Consider the following 20275-nt stretch of genomic DNA (forward strand, 5'->3'; position numbering starts at 1 on the left):
TAGCTTGCAGCTACAAAAGGAGTAAGAACATGCAACACGAAGCTCATACCCACGGCATCGACATGTCGGCCCTGGGCCGCGACAAGCAGAGCCTGCGCCTGGCAGAAGAGACCGTGGCCATCGAAGTGCCCGGTCTGTCCCTGTTCTACGGCGACAAGCAAGCGCTGTTCGACGTCAGCATGAACATCCCCAAGCAGCGTGTGACCGCCTTCATCGGCCCGTCCGGCTGTGGCAAGTCCACACTCCTGCGGACCTTCAACCGCATGAACGACCTGGTCGACGGCTGCCGTGTGGAAGGCGCCATCAACCTGTACGGCAACAACATCTACCGCAAGGGCGAGGACGTGGCCGAGCTGCGCCGCCGTGTCGGCATGGTGTTCCAGAAGCCCAACCCGTTCCCCAAGACCATTTATGAAAACGTGGTCTACGGCCTGCGCATCCAGGGCATCAACAAGAAGCGTACCCTCGACGAAGCGGTCGAGTGGGCCCTGAAGGGCGCAGCCCTGTGGGACGAGGTCAAGGACCGCCTGCACGAGTCCGCATTGGGTCTGTCCGGTGGCCAGCAGCAGCGTCTGGTGATCGCCCGTACCATTGCCGTGGAGCCGGAAGTGCTGTTGCTCGACGAACCTTGCTCGGCACTGGACCCGATCTCGACGTTGAAGGTCGAAGAACTGATCTACGAACTGAAATCCAAGTACACCATCGTTATCGTGACCCACAACATGCAGCAGGCGGCCCGTGTTTCGGACTACACCGCGTTCATGTACATGGGCAAACTGATCGAATTCGGTGATACCGACACCCTGTTCACCAACCCGGCGAAGAAGCAGACCGAAGACTACATCACCGGTCGCTACGGCTAACCACCGGCCACTGGGTGCTTGTGTAGGAGCGGCCTTGTGTCGCGAAAGGGCTGCAGAGCAGCCCCAGCGATTTATGCATCACGGCTGAAACCCTGGGGCCGCTTCGCGGCCCTATCGCGACACAAGGCCGCTCCTACACGCCAGGGAACGACACGAACCACTTGAAGCTTGCAGCTGCTTCGCGGAGCGAAACGATGATCAACAAAGAAAGCCTTACCCACCACATCTCCCAGCAGTTCAATGCCGAGCTCGAGGAGGTGCGCAGCCACCTGCTGGCCATGGGCGGCCTGGTCGAGAAACAGGTGAACGACGCCGTCACCGCGCTGATCGAGGCCGACTCGGGCCTGGCCCAGCAGGTGCGCGAGGTCGACGAACAGATCAATCAGATGGAGCGCAACATCGACGAGGAATGCGTGCGCATCCTCGCTCGTCGCCAACCGGCCGCCTCCGACCTGCGTCTGATCATCAGCATCTCCAAGTCGGTGATCGATCTGGAGCGCATCGGCGACGAGTCCACCAAGATCGCCCGCCGCGCCATCCAGCTGTGCGAGGAAGGCGAGTCGCCGCGCGGCTACGTCGAGGTGCGCCACATCGGCGACCAGGTGCGCAACATGGTCCGCGACGCGCTGGACGCCTTCGCCCGCTTCGACGCCGACCTGGCGTTGTCGGTGGCCCAGTACGACAAGACCATCGACCGTGAGTACAAGACCGCGCTGCGCGAGCTGGTCACCTACATGATGGAAGACCCGCGCTCGATCTCCCGGGTGCTGAGCGTGATCTGGGCCCTGCGCTCGCTGGAGCGGATCGGCGACCACGCGCGCAACATCTCGGAGCTGGTGATCTACCTGGTGCGCGGCACCGACGTGCGTCACCTGGGCCTCAAGCGCATGAAGGCCGAGGTTCAGGGCGAGTCCGTCGACGCGGGCGAAATCGCTAATGTTCCGGCCGAACCGGACGATAAATAGGATTGCTCCCGAGCATGAACGCCCGGCACTCGCCGGGCGTTTTCGTTTGCGTGCGAGCACCAGCAGGCACCCGCGAACGAGCACAGAAGTCCCGGCGTGACCAGTGGTTTGGCAAATGGCCATCAGTCGGCGGTATGCTAGCCGGGATTCAAGAGGAGTATCGATGAGTAAAGTGAATGTGCTGGTCGTGGATGATGCTCCGTTCATCCGCGACCTGGTGAGGAAGTGCCTGCGCAATGCCTTTCCGGGCATGGTGATCGAGGACGCGGTCAACGGTCGCAAGGCCATGGCCATGCTGGGCAAGGAACGTTTCGACCTGGTCCTGTGCGACTGGGAAATGCCGGAGATGTCCGGCCTCGAACTGCTGACCTGGTGCCGCCAGCAGGAAGAGATGAAAGCCATGCAGTTCATCATGGTGACCAGCCGTGGTGACAAGGAGAACGTGATCCAGGCCATCCAGGCCGGCGTCTCCGACTTCGTCGGCAAACCGTTCACCAACGAGCAGCTGCTGACCAAGGTGAAGAAGTCCCTGGCCAAGATCGGCAAGCTCGACGGCCTGGTGGCCAGTGCGCCGGCACGGGTCAACTCGGCGTTCGCCAACGACTCGCTCAGCGCCCTGACCGGGGGCCGTCCGGAAGCCGCCAAGGCCGCCGCGCCAGCCCCTGTCGCCGGCGCCAAGCCGCTGATCAATGCCCCTGCGCCGAAATCGGCGGCGGCGGCGGCCCAGGGTGGACGTGGCCAGGGCCAGCTGCGCCTGTCCAGCGGTACCCAGCCGTGCGTTATCAAGGCGCTCAGCCTCAAGGAGGCACTGCTGGTGGTGCGCCGTAGCGCCAACCTGCCACAGGTGCTCGAAGGTGCGGTGCTGGACCTGGAGCAGGGCGAGAATGCCGAAGTGGCGCGTCTGAACGGCTACCTGCACGCCATCGCCGCGCTGGAGCCCAAGCCTGAGAGCGACTGGTTGCAACTGACCTTCAAGTTCGTCGATCAGGATGCGCAGAAGCTCGACTACCTGTCGCGCCTGATCGCCCGCGGGACGGCGCAGAAGCACTTCACGCCCGGCGCCTGATTCAGGCCTGTGCATTTGACCCTGTGGGAGCGGGTGGACCCGCTCCCACGGCGACTCACTTCACTCACCCGACCAACTGTCATATCCCTCTCAAATCCGGCTGCTAGGCTTCGACAGAACGCACCTGTCAAAAAGCCACCATCATGCCGCCCGCTCGCCTGCTGCTGTTCTGTGCCTTGCTCACGGCCTCGGCGTCGAGCCTGGGCATGACCATCTACAAGACCACGGACAACTTCGGCGTGGTTTCCTACTCCGACCGCCCCAGCCCGGGCGCCAAGGCTTTCGTGTTTCGCGAACCCATGGTCGAGCGCCTGGATGGCCAGGTACGCCTGAAGACTGAGGATTTCGCTGGCGGCGTACGCTTTGTCGCGCGCAACGAGTTGTTCGTGCCGATGGAGGTGGAACTGCGAGTCGAGCGCCTGGCCAATGCCCAGGGTGGCAATGCCCCGCGTATCGTCCGGCGCCTGGTGCCGGCGCGTTCGACCCAGGTGCTCAGCGTGGTACAGGCTCGTCAGGGCGCACGCCTGAAATACGACACCCGGTTTCGCTATGCCATGGGTGATCCCGGCCAGCGCCCGCAAGGCTATCGTTATCCGTTCCCGTGGAAGGGCGGGCCATTTCGCCTGAGCCAGGGACCCAATGGACGCTTCAGCCATTTCGGGCCCAAGGGTCGCTACGCCATGGACATCGCCATGCCCGAAGGCACGCCGATCATCGCGGCGCGTGGCGGGGTGGTGGTGAAGATCGAGAACAACCAGAGCGGACGCGGCACCAACCCGTCGGGCAATTTCGTGCGGATACTGCATCCGGACGGCACCATGGGCGTGTACCTGCACCTGATGCGGGGTTCGGTGGTGGTGGGCGAGGGGCAGCGTGTGGCGCAGGGGCAGCCATTGGCCAAGTCGGGCAACACCGGCAACAGCAGCGGGCCCCACCTGCATTTCGTGGTGCAGCGCAACGTGGGGCTGGCGTTGGAGTCGATACCGTATCAGTTCGAGCGGCCGATTGGCGGGTTGCCGGATTTCACCGCAGGCAACCCTTGAGGCTTTTGGGGCCGCGTTGCGGCCCTTTCGCGACACAAGGCCGCTCCTACAGTAGATCGCAATCCCCTGTAGGAGCGCGAAAGGGCTGCGCAGCAGCCCCCAAAATATCAATCCAGCTTGAGTACCTTGGCCAGCACGATCTTCGGCCCTTTCATCTTCTTGATGATGATACGCAGGCCTTCGACCTCCAGCAGTTCCTCTTCCTCCGGCACGCGCTTGAGCGTCTCGTAGACCAGCCCTGCGAGGGTTTCCGCCTCGATATGGTCGAGGTCCACGCCCAGCAGGCGTTCGATCTTGAACAGCGGCGTGTCGCCACGTACCAGCAGCTTGCCGGGCTGATAGGCGAGGATGCCGCGCTCGGTCTTGCGGTGTTCGTCCTGGATATCGCCAACCAGCACTTCCAGCACGTCTTCCATGGTCAGGTAGCCGATCACCTTGCCGTCGGCTTCCTCCACCAGCACGAAGTGCGCGCCGCCTTTGCGGAACTGCTCCAGCAGCTGGGCCAGCGGCATGTGGCGGGATACGCGTTCCAGCGGGCGGGCCAGGTCCTCGAGGTCGACGGTCTCGGGCAGGTGATCCAGTTCGGCCAGCTCCAGCAGCAGGTCCTTGATATGCAGCAGCCCGGTGAACTCTTCGCGCTCGGCGTCATAGACCGGGTAGCGGCTGAACTTGTGGCGACGCAGCAGTGCCAGGATCTCCTTCAATGGCGCATGGGCGTCGATGCTGACCATGTCCTCGCGCGAGTTGGCCCAGTCGACCACCTCCAGCTCGCCCATCTCCACGGCAGAGGCCAGCACGCGCATGCCCTGGTCGCTCGGGTCCTGGCCACGGCTGGAATGCAGGATCAGCTTGAGCTCATCGCGACTGTAATGGTGCTCGTGGTGTGGGCCGGGCTCGCCCTGGCCGGCGATGCGCAGGATGGTGTTGGCACTGGCGTTGAGCAGGTAGATGGCCGGGTACATCGCCCAGTAGAACAGGTACAGCGGCACGGCGGTCCACAGCGACAGCAGCTCGGGCTTGCGGATCGCCCAGGACTTGGGTGCCAGCTCGCCGACCACGATGTGCAGGTAGGAGATCACGAAGAAGGCGACGAAGAACGAGATCGCCTTGATCAGCTCGGGAGTGTCGACTCCGATATAGGCCAGCAGTGGTTCGAGCAGGTGGGCGAATGCCGGTTCACCGACCCAGCCCAGGCCCAGGGAGGCGAGGGTGATGCCCAGCTGGCAGGCCGACAGGTAGGCGTCGAGCTGGTTGTGAACTTTGCGCAGGATGCTGCCGCGCCAGCCGTGCAGTTCGGCGATGGACTCGACGCGGGTGGAGCGCAGCTTGACCATGGCGAACTCGGCGGCGACGAAGAAGCCGTTGAGCAGCACCAGGAACAAGGCAAAGAGAATCATGCCGAAATCGGCGAACAACGAGGTGAGGCTGATACCAGGGGAAGGGTCCATGATGGGGTTTTACGGGGGCCGTCTTTGAAAGGGAGAGAAAAAAAGTGCCAGCTTTGGCTGGCACAGGGGATCCAATGTAGCGGCTGGAGTCGCAAAAGCAAAGGGCCGCTTCGCGCCCCATCGCCGGCAAGCCGGCTCCCACAAGGTAATGCGGAACCTGTGGGAGCCGGCTTGCCGGCGAAAGGGCTGCAAAGCAGCCCCGGTAATGTCAGGCTTTGTTTGCGACCAATTGCGCCGGCGCGAAGTGGCAGGTAAAGGTGCTGCCATGCCCCGGCACGCTGCTGATCTCCAGGCGCCCGCGATGGCGCATCAGTACGTGCTTGACGATGGCCAGCCCCAGCCCGGTGCCGCCGGTGTTGGAGGCGCGGCTGGAATCGACGCGGTAGAAGCGCTCGGTCAGGCGGGGCAGGTGCTTGGCTTCGATGCCGACCCCCGAATCCTGCACGCTCAGGTGCGCACCCTGGTCGTCGGCCCACCAGCGGATGCGGATGTTGCCTTCGTCCTGGGTGTACTTGACCGCGTTGAACACCAGGTTGGAAAACGCGCTGCGCAGCTCCGACTCGCTGCCCTTGAGACGGATGCCGGGCGCGGCCTCCAGGGTGATGCGCTGGTTGCGCGGGCCGGACAGGGCCTGGGCGTCGTTCTTGATGGCGGTGAGCAGGGTATCGACCAGCACCGGCTGGTTGTCCGAGGGGTAGTCGGTGGCCTCGAGCTTGGCCAGCAGCAACAGGTCGTTGAGCAGGGTCTGCATGCGCGAGCCTTGCTGGCTCATCTGCTGCAGGGCGCGGCTCCAGCGCGGATTCACGTCCTCGACGTTGTCCAGCAGCGTCTCGAGATAGCCGGTGATCACCGTCAATGGCGTGCGCAGTTCGTGGGAGACGTTGGCGACGAAGTCCTTGCGCATCTGCTCGAGCTGATGAATGCGGGTCACGTCGCGCACCAGCATCAGGTGTTCGTTGTTGCCGTAGCGGGTGATGTGCAGTTGCACGCGCAGGCGGTCGTTGATCGGTGACGGGATTTCCAGCGGCTCGGCGTAGTTCTCCGACTCGAAGTACTCCTTGAAGCGCGGGTGGCGCACCAGGTTGGTCACCGGCTGGCCGCTGTCCTGTGGCGTCTTGAAGCCCAGCAGGGTTTCGGCGGCGCGGTTCCACCACTCCAGGTTGCCTTCGCTGTCGAGCATGATCACCGCGTCACGCAGCGCGGCGGTGGACTCCTGGACCCGGTCGATCACCGCCTGCAGGCGGCCGCGCACGCGCTGGTCGCGGCGTTGCAGGTGGTAGATGCTGTCGAACACCTCGCCCCACAGGCCGTAGCCGTCGGGCGGTGCTTCGTCGGGCTGGTGGTTGCGCAGCCAGTCGTGCAGGCGCAGCAACTGCTTCAGCGTCCAGCCCAGGTAGATCGCCAGGCCGATGGCCAGGCTCCAGCCGTAGTAGCCGCTGACCAGTCCGCCGATCAGGCAGACGGTGATCAGCAGCAGCATGTGGCGAATCAGGGTCGCGTGCCAGTTCTGGTTCAATTGACAGTCCTTGTACAGCGGGCGCTTGGGCTTCGATCAGCTCTTGGTCGAGAAGCGATAGCCGGTGCCGCGGACGGTTTGTACCAGATTTTCATAGGCTTCACCCAGCGCCTTGCGCAGGCGACGGATGTGCACGTCGACGGTGCGCTCCTCGACATAGACGTTGCCGCCCCAGACCTGGTCGAGCAGTTGGCCGCGGGTGTAGGCGCGCTCCTGGTGGGTCATGAAGAACTGCAGCAGGCGGTATTCGGTAGGGCCCATCTCGGCCGGCTTGCCATCGATGGTCACGCGGTGGCTGATCGGATCGAGCAGCAGGCCGCCGACTTCGATCGGCGCTTCGCTGTCGCTCGGGCCGGTGCGGCGCAACACGGCTTTCAGGCGCGCCACCAGCTCGCGGGGCGAGAAGGGCTTGGTGATGTAGTCGTCGGCGCCGACCTCCAGGCCCTGGATCTTGTTGTCCTCTTCGCCCTTGGCGGTGAGCATGATGATCGGGATGTCGCCGGTCAGCTCGTCGCGCTTGAGGCGGCGGGCCAGTTCGATGCCCGAAGTGCCCGGCAGCATCCAGTCGAGCAGGATCAGGTCCGGCTTGCGGTCGACGATGATGGCATGGGCCTGCTGCGAGTTCTCCGCCTCGAGGCAGTCATAGCCGGCCATTTCCAATGCAACGGCGATCATCTCGCGGATAGGCGCTTCGTCGTCGACGATCAGAATGTTTCTGCCAACCATGCTCAATTACCTCTCCCAGGAACGGTGTCTTGGCCCGCATTAGATAACGGAATTATTGCAGCTGTGTGACAGGGCGTTGGCCATTCTGGCGACATTGCGTGACTGAACTAGGCTTCAAGGGGCCGCCAGGGCGGCTGACAGAACCCATTCCACCCCCGAAACAACGGTGATTCCAATGACACGACATACGCTGAGCTGGATGGCCCTTTGCGCTGCGCTGGCAGTGCCGGGGGTGGCGTCCGCTCATCACGCCATGGAAAAAGACGGCATGTGGGTCGATCACAATGGCATGACCCTGTACACCTTCGACAAGGATGCCGGCGGCAAGTCCATGTGCAATGGCGAGTGCGCCAAGAACTGGCCGCCGCTGATGGTCAGCGATGGCGAGAAGGCCGAAGGCAAGTGGACGCAGATCGAGCGTGACGACGGCTCGATGCAGTGGGCCTATGACGGCAAGCCGCTGTACACCTTCGTCAAGGACAAGAAGGCCGGGGAGACTACCGGTGATGGCATGAAGGACGTCTGGCACGTCGCCAAGCCCTGAGATTGCCGGGGTCGCATCGCGCCCCTTTCGCCGCGGTTCGCGGCGAGAGGGCTGCAAAGCAGCCCCAAAGGTTTTCAGCGTAACGCGTAATCCAGCACCACCCCGACAAAGATCAGCATCCCCGCCCAATGGTTGTGCAGGAACGCCTTGAAGCACGACTCGCGGTCCAGCTTGCGCGTCGACCAGAATTCCCAGGCAAAGCACGCCGCCGCCGCCAGCAGTCCCAGGTGGAACCAGCCGCCCAGCTCGAAACGATTGCCCGCCAACAGCAGGCAGCCCAGCGACAGCAGTTGCAGGGTGAGAATGATCACCCGGTCGGCCTCGCCGAACAGGATGGCGGTGGACTTCACCCCGATCTTCAGGTCGTCGTCGCGGTCGACCATGGCGTAGTAGGTGTCGTAGCCCACCGTCCACAGCAGGTTGGCGATGTACAGCAGCCAGGCGCTGGCCGGCAGCTCGCCTCCCGCGGCGGTGAAGGCCATGGGAATGCCCCAGGAGTATGCCGCGCCCAGCACCACCTGCGGGTAGTAGGTGTAGCGCTTCATGAACGGGTAGCAGAATGCCAGGGCGACAGCGCCGAACGACAGCCACACGGTCTGCGCATTGGTGCACAGCACCAGCAGGAAGCTCACCCCGACCAACACGGCGAACAGCACCAGCGCCTCGCGGGGTTTCACCCGACCGCTGGCCAGTGGCCTGTCGGCGGTGCGCTTGACGTGACCATCCACCTTGCGATCGGCGAAGTCGTTGATGCAGCAGCCGGCGGCACGCATCAGCACCACGCCCAGGCCGAAGATCAACACGTTGGCCAGGGTCGGCGACCCGTTGCCGGCGATCCACACCGCCGACAACGTCGGCCACAGCAGCAGGTAGATGCCGATCGGGCGATCCATGCGGCTGAGCTGGACGAAGTCCCAGGCCCGCGGATGCAGGCGGTTGAGCGACTTGAGCAGTTGCAGGTACATCAGCGTTTTTCCTCCTTGGCCGCCTGCCACAGGGCGGGCAGGAATACTTCGGCCACCAGCAGGTCGAGGCCGTCGCGCGTGAAGCGCGAGCGTCGTCCCCACAGTCCGGCATGTGCGGCCTCGGCGGGCAGCCACGGCTGCGGATAACGGCACACTTCGATGGGGTGGCGGACGAACGCCTGGTCACAGAACAGCAACTCGCCCAGCGAGCGGCTGCCCAGGGTCTCCAGGTCCAGCCCCCCGCGCTCCAGTGCCGTGCGGCTCGCCACGCTGCGGGCAAATACCCAGGGGTGGCCATGGCCGCGCAAGTAGACCTCGCGCACCCAGCCTTGCGCGCCGGGCGCCAGGCCCAGGGCAATGCATTCATCTTCACGCAGGGGCTGCCAACCCTCGAACAGGGGGGTGACGCTGAAGTGATCGTGGGAGAGCTGGGTCAGGCGACGGGTCAGGGAACCTTCGTCGAACAGCCAGTCCAGGGTCGGCTGGTCGAGTGTGCTCGCCAGCTGTGGATACGCCAGCCACGCGACAGCGGCTGCTTGCGGGGTTTCGTACGGCACGTCGGTATGCTTGATACAGGCCAGAGAGGCGGCGAGCTTAGCATGTTTGCCGTCGTGGCTTGCATCCTGCCAGCAGGCCCAGTACAAAGCCCACACGATTTGCGCGGTGGCCCTTTCGCCGGCAAGCCCGCGAAAGGGCCATCAGCGGCAACACAACGCCTGAGTCTGTACCGAGGAAAGACATCCGATGAAGAAGTGGCAATGCATTGTCTGTGGTCTGATCTATGACGAAGCCGAAGGCTGGCCTGACGACGGCATCGCTCCCGGCACTCGTTGGGAAGACGTGCCGGAAGACTGGCTGTGCCCCGATTGCGGCGTGGGCAAGAGCGACTTCGAAATGATCGCCATCGGCTGATCGCAACCCCTGAACTGAACAAGGAAGCACGACATGACGTCCCCTGTGGTGATCATTGGTACCGGCCTGGCCGGCTACAACCTGGCGCGAGAGTTTCGCAAGCTCGACGGCGAGACGCCGCTGCTGCTGATCACCGCCGACGACGGTCGGTCCTATTCCAAGCCCATGCTCTCCACCGGCTATGCCAAGCAGAAGGATGCCGATGGTCTGTGCATGGCCGAGCCGGGCGCCATGGCCGAGCAACTCAAGGCCGAGATCCGCACCCACACTCGCATCAGCGGCATCGACCCGGGCCACAAGCGCCTGTGGATCGGCGAGGAAGCCGTCGAATACCGCGACCTGGTGCTGGCCTGGGGCGCACAGACCGTACAGGTGCCGGTCGAGGGCGATGCCAGCGAGCTGATCTTCCCGATCAACGACCTCGAGGACTACGCGCGCTTTCGCGCCGCCGCCGCAGGCAAGCAGCGGGTGCTGATCCTCGGTGCCGGCCTGATCGGTTGCGAGTTCGCCAACGACCTGACCCTGGGTGGCTTGCAGTGCGAGGTCGTCGCCCCGTGCGAACAGGTCATGCCGACACTGTTGCACCCAGCGGTCGCCGCCGCCGTGCAGGCCGGCCTGGAAGGGCTGGGCGTGCGTTTTCACCTGGGCCCCGTGCTGACCCGTCTGCAACACGCAGGCGAAGCACTCGAGGCACACCTGTCCGACGGCAGCGTGATCAGCTGCGATCTGGTGGTGTCGGCCATCGGCCTTCGTCCCCGTACCGACCTCGCCGCTGCGGCGGGGCTGCTGGTCAATCGTGGGGTGGTGGTGGACCGCCAGTTGCGCACCTCCCACGCCAATATCTTCGCCCTGGGCGACTGCGCCGAGGTCGATGGCATCAACCTGCTGTATGTCATGCCGTTGATGACCTGTGCCCGGGCCCTGGCCCAGACCCTGGCCGGCAACTCGACTGCGGTGGCCTATGGACCCATGCCGATCACGGTGAAGACCCCGGCCTGCCCGCTGGTGGTATCGCCGCCGCCGCATGGCTGCGAGGGGACCTGGACTGTGGAAGGCGCGGGAGCCGATCTCAAGGTGCTCTGCCATGGCCCTGACGGCCAATTGCTGGGTTACGCCCTGACCGGCGGCGCGGTCATGGAAAAACTTGCCCTGAATCGCCAGTTGCCTGCCTTGATGGCGTAAATAGCGGGCGTTCTGTCGGAATTATCCTGTTCTTGCCGCGACAATGGCCGCCCAGATACTGGCGCGGCCCCTGACGGCGTGCCATCCTCACTGGCGTCTGCCGCAGCCTAGAGCCTGCGGTGCCTTGAACGCTGCTCCGTTCGGCAGCACGGCATAACAACAAGAAATCCCGTCAAAGAGGCTTCACTATGCGTAAACCAGAACTCGCCGCCGTCATCGCCGAAAAGGCCGATCTGACCAAGGAAAAGGCCAACCAGGTCCTCAACGCGATTCTCGACAGCATCACCGGCGCGCTCGACAAGGACACCGTTACCCTGGTCGGTTTCGGCACCTTCGAAAAACGCCATCGTGGCGCCCGTACCGGCAAGAACCCACAGACCGGCCAGCCAGTGAAGATCAAGGCCAGCAATACCGTTGCCTTCAAGCCAGGCAAGAACCTGCGTGACAGCGTCAATGTCCCGGCCAAACCCGCCAAGAAAAAATGATCGACAGATCTTCCCGACGGGCGCCTTGAGGCGCCCGTTGCGTTTCTGGTGATCAAATGCGGCGAACTTGCATAAACCGGGCGAGAAACGGATAAACTGCGCGACTCAGTCACTTTTCATTCGAGGCGTGTTGATGAAGTTTCGCTTTCTTCTCTGGGCCATGGGCTTGCTGATGGCCAAGGCCAGCCGCAATAGCCCGGCGTTCCAGCAGCAGCTGCAGGACAAGGACCTGGTCTTTCAGATGCAGACGCTCGATGGCAAGGTTGCCCGCCACTTCATCGTCAAGGACCTGCGCATCAGCAGCAAGGGCGGCCTGCACCCGCAGCCGGCCTTCGCCATCGCGTTCAAGGACGCCGCCTACGGCTTCGCCACGCTGCAGGCTGGCAACAAGCAGTTGGCGTTCATGCAGGGGATTCAGGACAAGAGCATCCAGATCAAGGGCAATCCGGCACTGGTGATCTGGTTCCAGGGCTTGATGAAGTACCTGAAACCGAAGAAGAAAGCCTGAAATCGCCGGGGCTGCATTGCGGCCCATCGCTGCGGTTCGTCGCCACGACAAGCCAGTTCCCGCAAAGTACAGGCTTGTACGATCCCTGTGGGAGCCGGCTTGCCGGCGAAAGGGGCGCGAGGCGCCCCCACCATTTTCAATGCGGTGTGTGGAACTGCGACGCCAGCTCGCGCAGCAAGGCCTCGGCCTCCAGCACCTTGTTCACCACCTCTTCGGCCTTGTCCCGGGTCAGGCCCAGGCGCTCGAGCAGGGCATCGGGAATCTCGTCCTGTGGCCCCGAGCCGATCCCCCGCGAGCGCAGCAGGCGAATCGCCAGGCACACCAGGTTCGGGAAGGCCGAATACTCACCGTCATACGTCGGGTCGTGCTGGAACCGTAGCGCCGTGGACAGCTCATCGGGCATGTCCCACAGCTTCATCAGCCAGGCGCCGATCTGTTCACGGCTGATCCCCAGCAGGTGCTGTTCCACATAGCTGTGGCACAGGTGCGGGTTGACCTCCAGATGGCGGCAGATCAGCGAGAAATGCGGCGGGAAGACGTGGGCCAGCAGCAGGTAGCCGAAGTTGTGCAGCAGGCCGGCCAGGTAGGTCAGGCCCGCTTCCGGCCGCTCGGCGCGCGGCATGGCGCGGGTCAGGCCCTCGATCACCGCGGCGGTGTAGATCGACTGCTGCCAGTATGGCGTGGCCTGCTGTGGATGGTCCTTGGGCAGGCTCAGGGTCTTGCCCAAGGCCAGGCCCAGGGCCAGGTTGATCACCAGATCGAAGCCGAGCACGCGGACGATGGCGTCCTCCACCGAGCGGATCTTGCCCGGTGACGCGTAATAGGGCGAGCCGGCCCAGCTGACCACCTGGGCGGCCAGGGCCGGGTCGGTCTCCACCACGCCGGTGATGTCGTCGATGCTGGCGTTGGGATCGACCCGCAGCTTGATGATCTTTTGCGCGGTGTCGGCCAGTGGTGGGATCTCGATGGTCTCTTCGAGCCGCTTCTGGATGCGCCGGGCGGTGAACGCCTGCACGGCCTTGGTGATTTCGTGTGGGTCGTCATCCGGGCGGTCGAGGTTCGGGCGAATGTCCTTGACCTCCTGCCCGAAGCTGCTGGCGCTGGCCTTGGCGAGCATCTTCTTGAACGCGGTCCGGCCGATCTCCAGCAGCAGGCCCGCCTCGCCGGACTGGATCAGCACGACCTCGTTGTCGAGCAGGCTCTTTTCGTACTGGCACGGCGAACTGGTCAGGGCCGGGATGGCGGGCAGGGTCTTGAGGTGGTGCTTGTCGAGCATCTGCCTCAGGCGTGCCAGCGGCACGGCGGTGAGTTTGCGGCCGGTCAGTTCTTCGAGGCGCTTGAGGTCCAGCAGCTGACTCTGCGGAAACAGCACCATCAGCGCGCCGATCTCGTCGTCGAGCAGCACCGCCCGCACGATGGCGGCGGCGGGCAGGGCCGGATGTTCGGGCACTTCGCGATAGCTGACGCCGAGTTTGTCGAGCAACAGCCGGATGACAGACGGTGCGTGTGGGGTTGCGGTATCCAAGGCAACTTCAGTCATGGTCTGTATCCAAAAATTTCTCTAAACGCGAAGTATAACCAGCCTGACACTCAAGCTGGATCCATTATGGGACGGGCGTCACACCTGGCCATATTGCTGGCCGTGGCGCAGCCAGCGGTCGAGCAATGGACTGACATGGTCGGGCCAGCGTGCCAGCAGGGCCTGGGCGGCATCGCGCACGGCCGGCAGCAGGTCGGCGTCGCGCATCAGGTCGGCGACCTTGAACTGCAGCAGGCCGGTCTGGCGGGTCCCGAGCATCTCGCCGGGGCCACGCAACTCCAGGTCCTTCTCTGCTATGACGAATCCGTCGTTGGTTTCCCGCATGATGCCCAGGCGTTCACGGCCGATCTGCGACAGCGGCGGGTGATAGAGCAGCACGCAATGGCTCACCGCGCTGCCCCGGCCGACTCGGCCGCGTAGCTGGTGCAACTGGGCCAGGCCCAGGCGCTCGGGGTTCTCGATGATCATCAGGCTGGCGTTGGGCACGTCCACGCCGACCTCGATCACCGTGGTGGCGACCAGCAGTTGCAGGTCGCCGGCCTTGAACTCGGCCATCACCGCCGCCTTTTCCGCAGGCTTCATGCGCCCGTGGATCAGGCCCACGCGCAGTTCGCCCAGGGCGCTGCCCAGCTCCTCGAAGGTGCTCTCGGCGGCCTGGCAGGTCAACTCCTCGGACTCCTCGATCAGGGTGCAGACCCAGTAGGCCTGGCGGCCTTCGGCGCAGGCGGCGCGGACTCGCTCGACCACCTCGAAACGGCGGCTGTCGGCCACCAGCACGGTGTTCACCGGGGTTCGGCCGGGCGGCAGTTCATCGAGGATCGAGGTGTCCAGGTCGGCGTAGGCGCTCATGGCCAGGGTGCGCGGGATCGGGGTGGCGGTCATGATCAGCTGGTGCGGGCACAACTGGCCCATCACGCCCTTCTTGCGCAGGGCCAGGCGCTGCTGCACGCCGAAGCGGTGCTGTTCGTCGATGATCGCCAGGGCCAGGTGCTTGAACTGCACCTCGTCCTGGAACAGCGCGTGGGTGCCGACCACCATGGGCGCGCCATTGGCGATCTGCTCCAGGGCGCTGGCGCGGGCCTTGCCCTTGAGCTTGCCGGCCAGCCAGGCGACTTCGATGCCCAGCGGTTCCAGCCAGCGCTTGAAGGTGATGAAGTGCTGTTCGGCCAGGATCTCGGTGGGCGCCATCAATGCCACCTGATAACCGGCCTCCAGGGCCTGCAGCGCCGCCAGGGCGGCGACCACGGTCTTGCCGGCGCCGACATCGCCCTGAACCAGGCGCATCATCGGCTCTGCCTGGCTGAGGTCGTAGGCGATTTCGTTGCCGACGCGCTGCTGGGCGCCCGTGGGCGTGAAGCCGAGATTGGCCAGGTACTGCGCCGGCAGGCGGCTGGCCTTGGGCAATACCGGCGCGCGCAGGCTGCGCAGGCTCTCGCGCAGGCGTTGTTGCGAGAGCTGATGGGTCAGCAGTTCCTCGAAGGCCAGGCGGTGCTGGGCCCAGTGGTGCCCTTCGGCGAGCTCGTCGAGGTCGGCGTCGGCTGGCGGGTTGTGCAGGTAGCGGATGGCGTCGCTCAGCGGCGCCAACTGGTAGTCGCGGGCCAGTTCGTCGGGCAGCCAGTCGGGCAGGCTGCGCGGGCCGAGCAGGCCGAGGCTCTGCTGGCAGAGCAGGCGCAGGCGTTGCTGGGTCAGGCCTTCGGTGGTCGGGTAGATGGGGGTGAGCGTCTGTTCGACCGGCGGCGGTGCCTCGTCGCCGTTCAGTGCACGGTATTCCGGATGGTAGATCTCCAGCCCCGAGGCGCCTGGGCGGGCTTCGCCGTAGCAGCGCAGGTGGGTGCCTCGCTTGAGGCCTTCCTTCTGCGCGTTGCTGAAGTGGTAGAAGCGCAGGCTCAACGTGCCGCTACCGTCCCCCAGGCGCACGACCAGACTGCGGCGCTTGCCCATGGTCACGTCGGCACCGCTGACCACGCCTTCGATCACCGCGTCCTGGCCAGGGCGCAGCTGGCCGATGGGTACCACGCGGGTACGGTCCTGGTAGCGCAGCGGCAGGTGGAACAGCAGGTCCTGCAGGTTCTCCAGGCCGACCTTGGCGAGTTTTTCCGCCATGGCCTCGCCAACGCCCTTGAGCGTGGTGACCGGGACGTTCGACAGCTCGGTCATGGGCTCAGGCCGGTTGTTCCACGGGCGGCTTGGCGACCGAGCAGAGACGGATCGAGTCGGCGAGGATCTCGATGGCCTTCGGTCGTGGGAAGCTGGCGCGCCAGGCGATGGCCACCGTGCGGAACGGCGCGGGCGCGGTCAGCGGGCGGACCTCGATGACCCCAGGGGCGTAGTGGTGGCTGTGTACGGCGGACAGCGGCAGGATCGAAACGCCCAGACCGGAGGCGACCATGTGGCGGATGGTTTCCAGCGAGCTGGACTCGACTGTGGTGTGCTTGGAGCCTTCACTGCCTTTGTTCAGTGTCGGACAGGCTTCCAGCACCTGGTCGCGGAAGCAGTGGCCCTCGCCAAGCAGCAGCAGGCTCTTGTCGTTGAGCATGGCGGTGTCGATGGTGTCCTTGGCGGTCCACGGGTGGTCCGCTGGCATCAGCGCGCAGAATGGCTCGTCGTACAGCGGCAGGGTCAGCACGTCGGCTTCGTTGAACGGCAGGGCGATGATCACCGCGTCCAGCTCGCCGTTGCGCAGCTTCTCGCGCAGCACGTGGGTGAAGTTCTCTTCGATGTACAGCGGCATCTGCGGCGCAACGCGGTGCAGTTGCGGGATCAGGTGCGGGAAGAGGTAGGGGCCGACGGTGTAGATGGCGCCGACCTTGAGCGGGGCGGTCAGCTGGTTCTTGCCGGCCTGGGCCAGTTCGCGGATGCCCTGGGCCTGCTCCAGGACCTTCTGCGCCTGGGCGACGATGCTTTCGCCGACCGGGGTCAGGCGCACCGCGCTCTTGCTGCGCTCGAAGATCAGCACGCCGAGTTCGTCCTCGAGCTTCTTCACGCCCACCGACAGGGTCGGCTGGCTGACATGGCAACGCTCGGCCGCGTGGCCGAAGTGCTGCTCTTGCGCGAGGGTGACGATGTAGCGAAGTTCGGTGAGGGTCATAACGTGCGTCCATGAAGTTGCGGCCCCAGCATAGCGGCTGCAATCGATAGACGCACGTTATCAGACTTGCCGTTTTGTGACAGAAACAAAAACGTCAGCGTCGGTCCAGCGAGTAGACGAACGGGGCGACGACTTCGATCGTGCCGTTGTTCAGCAATTCCGCCGGGGGCTTCGGTACCGTGCCGGCACGGCGGATCATCTCCATCGTGGCCCGGTCCAGCGCCGCGCTGCCGGAACCACCGGCCAGCGAGTACGAGATCACCTTGCCTTCGGCGTCGACCACGAAGCGCAGGCGGTTGATGCCCTGCAGGCCTCGACGGCGAGCGTCCTCGGGGTACTTCTTGTACTTGGCCAGATGGCGCAGCAGGTCGCTCTGCCAGCTCGGCAGGGCATTGCTGTTGGACGCGATGCTCGGCTGTGGCGCCGCCGACTTCTGCGCAGGCGAGTTGCTGGGCGGCGTGTCCGCGACATCTTCCTTGGCCGGTGGCTCGTCCTTCGGCGGCTCAGGCTTCTTCTCGGGCTTGGGCGGCTGCGGCTTGGCCTTGGGCTTGGGCGGCTTGGCGATGGCGATCTTCGGCTTCGGTGCCTCCGCCAGCTTGGGCAGGGGCGGCTCCTCGACCGGTGCCGGTGGCTTGGGCGCGGCCTTTGGCGGTGGTGGCGGCGCGGGCTCGGGCAGCGGTGCCAGCTCGACCATCATCGCTGCCGGCGGCAGCTCGAGGGCCTGGGGCACCGACCAGTTGAGCGTCAGCAGCACGGCGACCGCGTGCACACCCAGCACGATCGCCAGGCTGCCACCGTAGCGCGCCATGTTTGAGCGCGTTTTCGTCATTTCTTGGCTGCCGTCTCGAGTCCGACCAGGCCGACCTTCAGGTAACCGGCGGCGCGCATGGTGTTCATCACTTCCATCAGGTCGCCGTAGTCGACGCCTTTGTCAGCCTGGAAGAAGATGGTGGTTTCCTTGTCGCCCTTGGTCTTGGCGTCGAGCATCGTGCCAAGCTGGTCGGGCTGGGCCACCTGGTCGTCGCCGACATACAGCTTCTTGTCGGCCTTGACGCTGACGAACACCGGCTTCTCGGGCCTCGGCGCCGGCTTGGCGGTCGAGGCGGGCAGGTCGACCTTGATGTCGACCGTGGCCAGGGGCGCCGCGACCATGAAGATGATCAGCAGCACCAGCATGACGTCGATGAACGGCGTGACGTTGATTTCGTGGTTTTCGGCGAGGTCGTCGCCACCTTCGTTGAGATGCAGGCCCATGGCTTACCCCACTTTCACCATGTGCGGGGCGGCGCGCTCGCCACCCTGGTGGTCCAGATCACGGCTGACCAGCAGCAGGACCTGCGCAGAAGCGTCGGAGACCTGCGCCTTGTAGCCGGCGATGGAGCGCGCGAAGACGTTGTAGATGACCACGGCCGGAATCGCGGCGACCAGGCCCAGGGCGGTAGCCAGCAGGGCCTCGGCGATGCCTGGGGCGACCACGGCCAGGTTGGTGGTCTGGGTCTTGGCGATGCCGATGAAGCTGTTCATGATCCCCCACACGGTACCGAACAGGCCGACGAACGGCGCGGTGGAACCGATGGTGGCCAGTACGCCGGTGCCGCTGCTCATGTTGCGGCCGCTGGCATGAACCAGGCGCTCGAGGCGGAAGCTGACGCGCTCCTTGATGCCTTCCTTTTCACGGGCGTTTGCCGACAGGCGCATTTCCTCGAGGGCGTCATGCACCAGGGTGTGGGCCAGGGTGCCTTCCTTGTTCGCCAGCTCGCTGGCTTCCTTCAGGCTCACGGACCTTTTCAGGGCCGCGATTTCACCGCGCAGGCGACGCTTGGCGCCCATCAGCTCGAAGCCTTTGGCGATCCAGATGGTCCAGGTGATGATCGAGGCGATGACCAGGCCGATCATCACGGCCTTCACCACCACGTCGGCGTTCTTGTACATGCCCCACGGGGACAGGTCGTGGGCCATGCCCAGCGAGGTGTCTTCGACCACCGCCTGCACGCTCTCGTCGACCGCTGGCTGGCCTTCCACCGCTGCGTTCGCCTCGGCGGGCGCGCCGATCGGCGCGGCTGCCGGCGCCTGGCCTTCGGCGGCTGGCGCGGCCGGGGCGGTGGCGGCGGCGGGAGTCGCGGTGCCGGTGGTCGGCTCTTCGGCCATGGCTGCCGGGGCCAGAACCAGGCTGAACATCAGCGCGGCAATGGCGCGCCAGGCGCGCGACGGGGTTGGCGAAGCGGAAGGTTGAGTGCGTGTCATGCTGGCCGGACCTGATGAAGAGAAATGGGTTGAGTTCTCCAAGGCCTCGAAGCAGGCCGAGAACAGACAAGGCCGCCATTATTGCAAGTAATTCTTGTTAACAGAAGTAATGAGATTGGTTTTTTTAACCTTTGTCTAGCCGTTGATCGTGTAATCCGGCTAGCCTGCGCCTTTGGATTTGGAGTTTCGTGATGTCGGGCATCAGCGCATTGATCGTAGGTTGTGGCGATGTGGGAGGGCGTCTGGCGCTTCAGTTGCTGGCCAAAGGCTGGCAGGTCAGCGGCCTTCGGCGCTCGGTGGACCAGCTTCCTCAAGGGGTTCGGCCCATCGCCGCCGATCTGTCCGACCGCCGTCAGCCGGGCGCTTGGCCTGAGCGCGCCCCGGACTACCTGGTCTACTGCGTGGCCGCCAGCCAGCATGACGAAGCGGGCTACCGGGCTGCCTATGTTGAGGGGCTGCGTCATGTCCTGGGCTGGCTGGAAGCAAAAGGGCAACGGCCGCGGCGCTTGCTGTTCGTGTCCAGCAGCAGTGTTCATGCGCAGCAGGACGGCGAGTGGATCGACGAGACGGCGGCCACCGAGCCGGAGGGCTATTCCGGCAGGGTGATGCTGGAGGCTGAGCGTCTCGCGCTGGGCAGCGGTATTGCGACCAGCATCGTGCGTCTGACCGGCATCTATGGCCCGGGGCGCGAGTGGCTGCTGAGCCAGGTGCGCCAGGGCTATCGCGTGGCTGAAGAGCCGCCGCTGTACGGCAACCGTATCCATGCCGAGGATGCCGCCAGCCTGCTGGCTCACCTGCTGCAGGCCGAAGCCCGGGGCGTGGTGCTGGATGACTGCTATCTCGGCGTCGATGACGATCCGGTGCCACTGGCCGAGGTGGTGGCCTGGCTGCGCGAGTATATGGGTGTCACCGAGTGGTCGGATGAACAGCGGGTACGACGTACCGGCAGCAAGCGTTGCAGCAATGCGCGGGCCCGGGCGTTGGGGTGGGTGCCGCAGTACCCCAGCTATAAAGAGGGCTATGCCGCCATTCTTGAGGGAAGAAACTAACCTTCAAGGCTGGATGCGCCCCCTGTAGGAGCGGCCTTGTGTCGCGAAAGGGCCGCAAAGCGGCCCCTGGATTCATGGGTCAGCGCATGGATTGCCGGGGCTGCTTCGCAGACCTTTCGCGACACAAGGCC

General features: G+C 64.8%; 21 protein-coding genes. 10 read left to right on the plus strand and 11 right to left on the minus strand.

Going from position 1 to position 20275, the window contains the following annotated elements; genetic code table 11:
* Positions 1-29: 29 nt before the first annotated feature.
* The 4 genes from pstB (at position 30) to N7422_RS24745 (ending at position 3937) form a co-directional block, all read left to right on the plus strand.
* The gene (gene pstB / locus N7422_RS24730; protein WP_279808984.1) at positions 30-863 is read left to right on the plus strand and encodes a phosphate ABC transporter ATP-binding protein PstB; all 834 of its coding nucleotides are present in this window, start codon (positions 30-32) and stop codon (positions 861-863) included.
* A gap of 194 nt (positions 864-1057) precedes the next feature.
* The gene (phoU, locus tag N7422_RS24735) at positions 1058-1828 is read left to right on the plus strand and encodes a phosphate signaling complex protein PhoU (RefSeq protein ID WP_279808985.1); all 771 of its coding nucleotides are present in this window, start codon (positions 1058-1060) and stop codon (positions 1826-1828) included.
* 163 nt (positions 1829-1991) lie between these two features.
* Positions 1992-2894: a response regulator gene (locus N7422_RS24740; protein ID WP_279808986.1), complete on the plus strand. Its 903-nt coding sequence runs from the start codon at positions 1992-1994 to the stop codon at positions 2892-2894.
* A 143-nt stretch (positions 2895-3037) separates the two neighbouring features.
* Positions 3038-3937 (plus strand): M23 family metallopeptidase, encoded by a 900-nt coding sequence (locus N7422_RS24745; RefSeq protein WP_279808987.1) that lies wholly within the window; start codon positions 3038-3040, stop codon positions 3935-3937.
* Between the two features lie 107 nt (positions 3938-4044).
* Here N7422_RS24745 and N7422_RS24750 read toward each other — a convergent pair whose 3' ends face one another.
* From N7422_RS24750 to phoB, 3 genes are all read right to left on the minus strand, one after another.
* Positions 4045-5385, minus strand: coding sequence for a hemolysin family protein (locus N7422_RS24750; RefSeq protein WP_279808988.1), 1341 nt, complete (start codon positions 5383-5385; stop codon positions 4045-4047).
* A gap of 208 nt (positions 5386-5593) precedes the next feature.
* Positions 5594-6865, minus strand: coding sequence for a phosphate regulon sensor histidine kinase PhoR (phoR, locus tag N7422_RS24755; protein WP_279809023.1), 1272 nt, complete (start codon positions 6863-6865; stop codon positions 5594-5596).
* Positions 6866-6937: 72 nt separating this feature from the next.
* Positions 6938-7627 carry a phosphate regulon transcriptional regulator PhoB gene (phoB, locus tag N7422_RS24760; protein ID WP_003253341.1) on the minus strand — a complete coding sequence of 230 codons (690 nt, stop codon included), beginning with the start codon at positions 7625-7627 and terminating at the stop codon, positions 6938-6940.
* A 175-nt stretch (positions 7628-7802) separates the two neighbouring features.
* Between phoB and N7422_RS24765 the strand changes: the two genes are divergently transcribed.
* Entirely contained in the window at positions 7803-8171 is a 369-nt protein-coding gene (locus N7422_RS24765; protein ID WP_279808989.1) for a hypothetical protein, read from the plus strand.
* Between the two features lie 74 nt (positions 8172-8245).
* On the opposite strand, the gene ubiA is transcribed toward N7422_RS24765, so the two are convergent.
* Both ubiA and N7422_RS24775 read right to left on the minus strand, forming a co-directional pair.
* Positions 8246-9136, minus strand: a complete 891-nt coding sequence (ubiA, locus tag N7422_RS24770; RefSeq protein ID WP_279808990.1) for a 4-hydroxybenzoate octaprenyltransferase — start codon at positions 9134-9136, stop codon at positions 8246-8248.
* On the minus strand, positions 9136-9693 hold the full coding sequence (locus N7422_RS24775; protein ID WP_279808991.1) for a chorismate lyase: 558 nt from the start codon (positions 9691-9693) through the stop codon (positions 9136-9138). The genes ubiA and N7422_RS24775 overlap by 1 nt, the downstream gene beginning before the upstream one ends.
* A gap of 187 nt (positions 9694-9880) precedes the next feature.
* Here N7422_RS24775 and N7422_RS24780 point away from each other — a divergent pair, with 187 nt between their 5' ends.
* From N7422_RS24780 to N7422_RS24795, 4 genes are all read left to right on the plus strand, one after another.
* Positions 9881-10048 (plus strand): rubredoxin, encoded by a 168-nt coding sequence (locus tag N7422_RS24780; protein WP_011536423.1) that lies wholly within the window; start codon positions 9881-9883, stop codon positions 10046-10048.
* Positions 10049-10081: 33 nt separating this feature from the next.
* Complete coding sequence (locus N7422_RS24785) at positions 10082-11230, plus strand: FAD-dependent oxidoreductase (RefSeq protein ID WP_279808992.1); 1149 nt, start codon at positions 10082-10084, stop codon at positions 11228-11230.
* Between the two features lie 188 nt (positions 11231-11418).
* Entirely contained in the window at positions 11419-11715 is a 297-nt protein-coding gene (locus tag N7422_RS24790; protein WP_027917040.1) for an HU family DNA-binding protein, read from the plus strand.
* A gap of 133 nt (positions 11716-11848) precedes the next feature.
* Positions 11849-12223 (plus strand): helicase, encoded by a 375-nt coding sequence (locus N7422_RS24795; protein ID WP_279808993.1) that lies wholly within the window; start codon positions 11849-11851, stop codon positions 12221-12223.
* A 136-nt stretch (positions 12224-12359) separates the two neighbouring features.
* On the opposite strand, the gene N7422_RS24800 is transcribed toward N7422_RS24795, so the two are convergent.
* From N7422_RS24800 to exbB, 6 genes are all read right to left on the minus strand, one after another.
* Positions 12360-13763 carry an aminoacyl-tRNA deacylase and HDOD domain-containing protein gene (locus N7422_RS24800; protein ID WP_279808994.1) on the minus strand — a complete coding sequence of 468 codons (1404 nt, stop codon included), beginning with the start codon at positions 13761-13763 and terminating at the stop codon, positions 12360-12362.
* A 78-nt stretch (positions 13764-13841) separates the two neighbouring features.
* Positions 13842-15920 (minus strand): ATP-dependent DNA helicase RecG, encoded by a 2079-nt coding sequence (gene recG, locus N7422_RS24805; RefSeq protein ID WP_279808995.1) that lies wholly within the window; start codon positions 15918-15920, stop codon positions 13842-13844.
* 4 nt (positions 15921-15924) lie between these two features.
* Positions 15925-16851 (minus strand): hydrogen peroxide-inducible genes activator, encoded by a 927-nt coding sequence (locus N7422_RS24810; RefSeq protein ID WP_279808996.1) that lies wholly within the window; start codon positions 16849-16851, stop codon positions 15925-15927.
* A 94-nt stretch (positions 16852-16945) separates the two neighbouring features.
* Positions 16946-17680, minus strand: a complete 735-nt coding sequence (locus N7422_RS24815; RefSeq protein WP_279808997.1) for an energy transducer TonB — start codon at positions 17678-17680, stop codon at positions 16946-16948.
* Entirely contained in the window at positions 17677-18105 is a 429-nt protein-coding gene (exbD, locus tag N7422_RS24820; protein ID WP_186653025.1) for a TonB system transport protein ExbD, read from the minus strand. The genes N7422_RS24815 and exbD overlap by 4 nt, the downstream gene beginning before the upstream one ends.
* Before the next feature lie 3 nt (positions 18106-18108).
* Positions 18109-19095, minus strand: coding sequence for a tonB-system energizer ExbB (gene exbB, locus N7422_RS24825; protein WP_279808998.1), 987 nt, complete (start codon positions 19093-19095; stop codon positions 18109-18111).
* Between the two features lie 191 nt (positions 19096-19286).
* Here exbB and N7422_RS24830 point away from each other — a divergent pair, with 191 nt between their 5' ends.
* The gene (locus tag N7422_RS24830; protein ID WP_279808999.1) at positions 19287-20144 is read left to right on the plus strand and encodes an SDR family oxidoreductase; all 858 of its coding nucleotides are present in this window, start codon (positions 19287-19289) and stop codon (positions 20142-20144) included.
* The last annotated feature ends 131 nt before the right edge of the window (positions 20145-20275 follow it).

Source organism: Pseudomonas sp. GD04091, assembly GCF_029836165.1.
In the GTDB taxonomy this organism is placed as follows: domain Bacteria; phylum Pseudomonadota; class Gammaproteobacteria; order Pseudomonadales; family Pseudomonadaceae; genus Aquipseudomonas.